The organism is uncultured Pseudoteredinibacter sp. (assembly GCF_947500695.1).
Taxonomy (GTDB): domain Bacteria; phylum Pseudomonadota; class Gammaproteobacteria; order Pseudomonadales; family Cellvibrionaceae; genus Pseudoteredinibacter.
Genome location: NZ_CANMSS010000021.1, coordinates 1 through 4,335, shown reverse-complemented (window position 1 = coordinate 4,335; position 4,335 = coordinate 1). Strand labels below are relative to the sequence as shown.

Below are 4,335 nucleotides of genomic sequence, written 5' to 3'. Positions count from 1 at the left end.
TTTGAGTAAGCCGCTTAGTCGTCTTTAAACTCAGGTTCAGATTTACTGAGGAAGGCCATAAGGGCGGTCATTTGATCAGAAGAATAGCAGCTGAGGATTTGTTGCCTATCTCCAATTTGGGGCCAGCTTTGTGGTTTTCAGCAATTAGCTAGGGCTGGGTTCGCTGCTACTGGATTTTAGAACGCCGTAGATAATTAAAAACTGAGCGACGTAATAACTGCTCATAATGGCGAAGCTAGAGGCAGCGAATGGCTCTACGAATTTATTAATTGCAATACAGCTGTCAGAGAAGATAAAGATCATTGCGCCCCATTTCGCCCAGCTTTCACCTTTAAATGCTAGGGCGCCTGCGCCCATGCTGCAAATGGCTGCGATATACAGCAATACGGGCACAGTCATCTCGCCAGTCCTCGGCAGGAGGATAAGCATCATAACTAATGCGAACGCCGACATGGCGGCAATTGGCTTCCAGGCACTCAAGCTCCGGTCTCTATTTAGCCAAAAGCGGCAAGCATATGTTAACTGAGCAGCGAGGAACGCTGATAAGCCGAGTGTGAAAGAAAGGGCGAAGTCCAATTCTAGTAATATGTCGCCGCTCGCTGAGCATAATAATGCTAGATACATCCAGCGACGTTCGGCGCTTGCTATTTTTGAAGCTAAAAAGAACGCTAGAAAAGCGATAGGGGCGGCCTTGATTAAAGGTGCAGTGATTGGGCCGTATAGTTCGCTAAAAATCAAAAAGGGTATGCAGCTTAGGGTGTAGAAAAAGGCGAGTACAAAGGGCTTTGTTATTGATGTATCGCTTTGAGGCATGACGGTTTATCTTCGCTTAAAAGTTTGTGAACTGTTCATATTACCGGTTTAACATGCCTAGGGGGTATTTGGTTTTCGGTGTGAGGTGGCTGCTTTTGACTAGTATCGAGAGGGCATTTGTGAACTGCTTGCCTTTCTAACCTTGCATATTGTTTGGCTTGGTTTGATACTTCTTGCATAAGAGAGATTGGGTAGCTATATGAATGTGGTAGATATATTGAGTGTTCTTGCCGATGGTGAGTTTCATTCTGGTCAAGAGCTTGGTCAGGCTATGGGGGTCAGCAGGACAGCTGTCTGGAAGCATCTGCGAAAGCTTGATGATCTGGGCTTAGAATTGGAATCTGTAAAGGGTAGAGGGTACCGTCTACAAGGTGGCCTCGATCTTCTGAATCAAGAGGCCATTTTAAGGGGCTTGTCAGAGTCTTCCGCTGAATTCATAAGTCGATTCGAAATATTTAATTCTACAGAGTCGACTAACAGCTATCTGCTTGAACAAGGTTCTCATGGGCATGTTTGCATGGCGGAGCAGCAGTTAGCGGGCAGGGGGCGTCGAGGGCGTGCCTGGGTAAGTCCTTTCGCTAAGAATGTGTATTTGTCTGTCTCCTGGACATTCCAGGGTGGGGCCCAATCGCTGGAAGGCTTAAGCTTGGCTGTTGGCGTTGCAGTCGCAGAGGCTATAGGCTCGCTTGGTGTCGAGGGGGTGCAGTTAAAATGGCCCAACGATGTGCTACACAATGGCCGTAAACTTGGTGGCATACTCTTGGAGATGTCAGGGGATGTTAGTGGCGAGTGCAAATTGGTTCTGGGTATCGGTTTGAACGTCAAAATGCCTGATGCAGGAAGTCGAGATATAGATCAAGCGTGGGTAGATCTAACACAGCTTGGCATGAAGGCGAGCAGGAACCAATTGGCAGCTGCAATACTGGACCGGCTAATGCCTATGTTGGCTTCCTATGATAAAGGCGGTTTTTTGAACTACAAAGATCGCTGGCAGTCACTGGATGCATTTTTTGGTAAGGAAGTTTATGTAAGCTCTGCCCAGCAAAGAACTGAGGGTGTAGCTAATGGAGTAGCAGACTCTGGTGCATTGCGATTATTGGTTGATGGTTCGGTTCAGGAATTTAGTGGCGGCGAAGTCTCTCTAAGGTTGATGCCGTGATTCTTGAGCTCGATGCCGGTAATACCAGAGTTAAGTGGCGCATTATTGATGAGCTGGGAAAGCGAAGGGGCGGTGGGTTTCTCAATAGCGATGCAACTGCTGGCGATATGCTAAAGCCGCTGCTAGCAGCAAGAGATTTGCATGCTGCTAGAATGGTTTCTGTTGCTTCCTCGGTGGTATCCCAGTCGATTGCGTTTATGTTGCAAGCAGCTTTTGGTATCGACTTGCAGTTGGCGAAAGTAAAAGCAGAATGTAGTGGGGTGCGAAACCCATATAAAGTCATATCTAAGCTTGGTGCCGATCGATGGTTGGCCGTGTTGGCAGCTAATAAGAGGTACGGCCCTAATTGTTTGATTGTTGATTGCGGTAGTGCAACTACGGTTGAGTTAATGGCAAGAGGTGAGTATCTCGGTGGTGTAATATCGCCAGGAGCAAGCTTAATGTACAAGGCTTTATACTCGGATACGCATCAAGTCAAAGTCGAACACAGTGTGCCTTCGGAGCTGGGTGTAGGAGATAATACCGAATCTGCTGTCGATAATGGCGTTTGGGGTGCTCAAGTAGGGTTGATAAGCTTTTATCGAAACAAGCTGCTTGAAGAGTTGGGGCAAGGAGTGGGGGTTGAAATTGTACTTTGTGGTGGCGACGCCCAAAGAGTAGCCCCGCTACTGCCGTTTGCCTATAGACTCGATGAGGAGCTGGTTTTGGATGGGCTTGAAGTGGCATGCCCAATTGTTCGGGTGCTCAGTAAATAACAGGAATTAAAATGAAGGCTGTTTTCTTATGCCTATTAGCAGTCAATGCACTGCTGTTTGCTTTGGCTTATATGAAAGAAGATAAAAGGCCGAGTGTGGCTGTTGTGAAGCACGATCCCACTATTTTGAAAGTCAGCCTATTGTCTGAGCGGGCTGTAGATAGCCCGTTAGAATCAAGTGTGCCGCTTTCTCAACCTCGGGTTGCCGTTGAAAGTGTCGAGGATTTGGCCGCTGCAGAAGTGGATGATAATCAAGCTGAAGAGCCAAAAGAAGACTTGTGCACATTACTAGGGCCTTTTGACAAGCTGCTGCAGGCTGAGTATGCGGTGGAGCACTTGGCGTCCATCGAGGTTGCTTCAGAAATCAAAAACCTTGAGATTCCAGGTGATCCAGGATTCTGGGTGTACCTCAAGCCGCTTCCTAGTCGTAAGGAGGCGCTTCGCAAGCTGCATGAATTACAAGCCAAGGGCATAGATTCCTATGTAATTCCAAAAGGAGATATTGTTAATGGTATTTCCTTTGGGATGTATAGCCGTGACAGTTCCGCAAAGGTGCGCCAGGCAGAGGTGGCTGAGTATGGCTATCAGGCTGAAATCAAAGAAGTTGTTCGGTCTTATGAGGAGACTTGGGTTGTTGTAAATCCAGTGGAAGCCCAAAAAATGAACAATGAAGCATGGCAAAGCTTCATGAACAAAAGAAAAGACGTAGAAAGACGAGAAAATTACTGCCCAGGTGTTGCGTCTTTGTAAAAGTTTCTCTAGAATCCGCGCTCCACTGTTCGAGGTAACAGTGTTTAGGGCTGGCGTAGCTCAGTTGGTAGAGCAGCTGACTTGTAATCAGCAGGTCGTAGGTTCGACTCCTATCGCCAGCTCCATTTTCTTAACTTGTTAATGTAAATGGCTGTTTTTTAAGAAAAAACGGTTGACAAGTTAGGCGGAGAAGCGGAAAATTCCCGCCTCTTTCGCAGGGGTTCCCGAGTGGCCAAAGGGATCAGACTGTAAATCTGACGCGCAAGCTTCGGTGGTTCGAATCCACCCCCCTGCACCATTATTTCTGCTATTTATCACAACGACAGCTCAGCTTGAGTTGTGATGGTAGTTTGGCGGAACTGTTTGGCGGGTATAGTTTAGTGGTAGAACCTCAGCCTTCCAAGCTGATGATGCGGGTTCGATTCCCGCTACCCGCTCCAGTTTAACCGTGTTGCCCTGTGAGGGTGATGGGTTGCAATGCTCAAGTAGCTCAGTTGGTAGAGCACACCCTTGGTAAGGGTGAGGTCGGCAGTTCAAATCTGCTCTTGAGCTCCATGTTTTCCGCGTTAGCTTAGTGCTGGCGCGGTTTTTGTTGTCTGAAATAATAATTAGGCGACGTTATTTGATAGGAGATGCCCACAATGGCTAAAGAAACATTTGAACGCTCCAAGCCCCATGTGAACGTGGGCACAATTGGTCACGTTGACCATGGTAAAACTACTCTAACTGCAGCTCTAACTCGCGTATGTGCGGAAGTTTGGGGTGGCGATGCTGTTGCATTTGACGGTATCGACAATGCACCAGAAGAGCGTGAGCGCGGTATTACCATCGCTACTTCACACGTTGAGTATGACTCTCC

At 47.6% G+C, this 4,335-nt stretch carries 5 protein-coding genes and 4 tRNA genes; 8 read left to right on the top strand and 1 reads right to left on the bottom strand.

The window, feature by feature from the left end:
* Positions 1-144: 144 nt before the first annotated feature.
* Complete coding sequence (locus tag Q1A08_RS21295) at positions 145-813, bottom strand: lysoplasmalogenase (protein ID WP_299776414.1); 669 nt, start codon at positions 811-813, stop codon at positions 145-147.
* A 199-nt stretch (positions 814-1,012) separates the two neighbouring features.
* Here Q1A08_RS21295 and birA point away from each other — a divergent pair, with 199 nt between their 5' ends.
* From birA to Q1A08_RS21255, 8 genes are all read left to right on the top strand, one after another.
* A complete protein-coding gene (gene birA / locus Q1A08_RS21290; protein WP_299776413.1) occupies positions 1,013-1,972 on the top strand; it encodes a bifunctional biotin--[acetyl-CoA-carboxylase] ligase/biotin operon repressor BirA in 960 nt (319 codons plus the stop codon).
* Entirely contained in the window at positions 1,969-2,727 is a 759-nt protein-coding gene (locus Q1A08_RS21285) for a type III pantothenate kinase (protein ID WP_299776412.1), read from the top strand. The genes birA and Q1A08_RS21285 overlap by 4 nt, the downstream gene beginning before the upstream one ends.
* Positions 2,728-2,738: 11 nt before the next feature.
* Positions 2,739-3,476 carry a hypothetical protein gene (locus Q1A08_RS21280; RefSeq protein ID WP_299776411.1) on the top strand — a complete coding sequence of 246 codons (738 nt, stop codon included), beginning with the start codon at positions 2,739-2,741 and terminating at the stop codon, positions 3,474-3,476.
* A 49-nt stretch (positions 3,477-3,525) separates the two neighbouring features.
* Positions 3,526-3,601, top strand: a tRNA-Thr gene (locus Q1A08_RS21275).
* A gap of 89 nt (positions 3,602-3,690) precedes the next feature.
* Positions 3,691-3,774: transfer RNA gene (locus Q1A08_RS21270), tRNA-Tyr, on the top strand.
* A 68-nt stretch (positions 3,775-3,842) separates the two neighbouring features.
* Positions 3,843-3,916: transfer RNA gene (locus tag Q1A08_RS21265), tRNA-Gly, on the top strand.
* Positions 3,917-3,955: 39 nt separating this feature from the next.
* A tRNA-Thr gene (locus tag Q1A08_RS21260) sits at positions 3,956-4,031 on the top strand.
* Between the two features lie 86 nt (positions 4,032-4,117).
* A partial coding sequence (locus Q1A08_RS21255; protein WP_299776410.1) for a GTP-binding protein occupies positions 4,118-4,335 on the top strand: 218 nt, incomplete at its 3' end.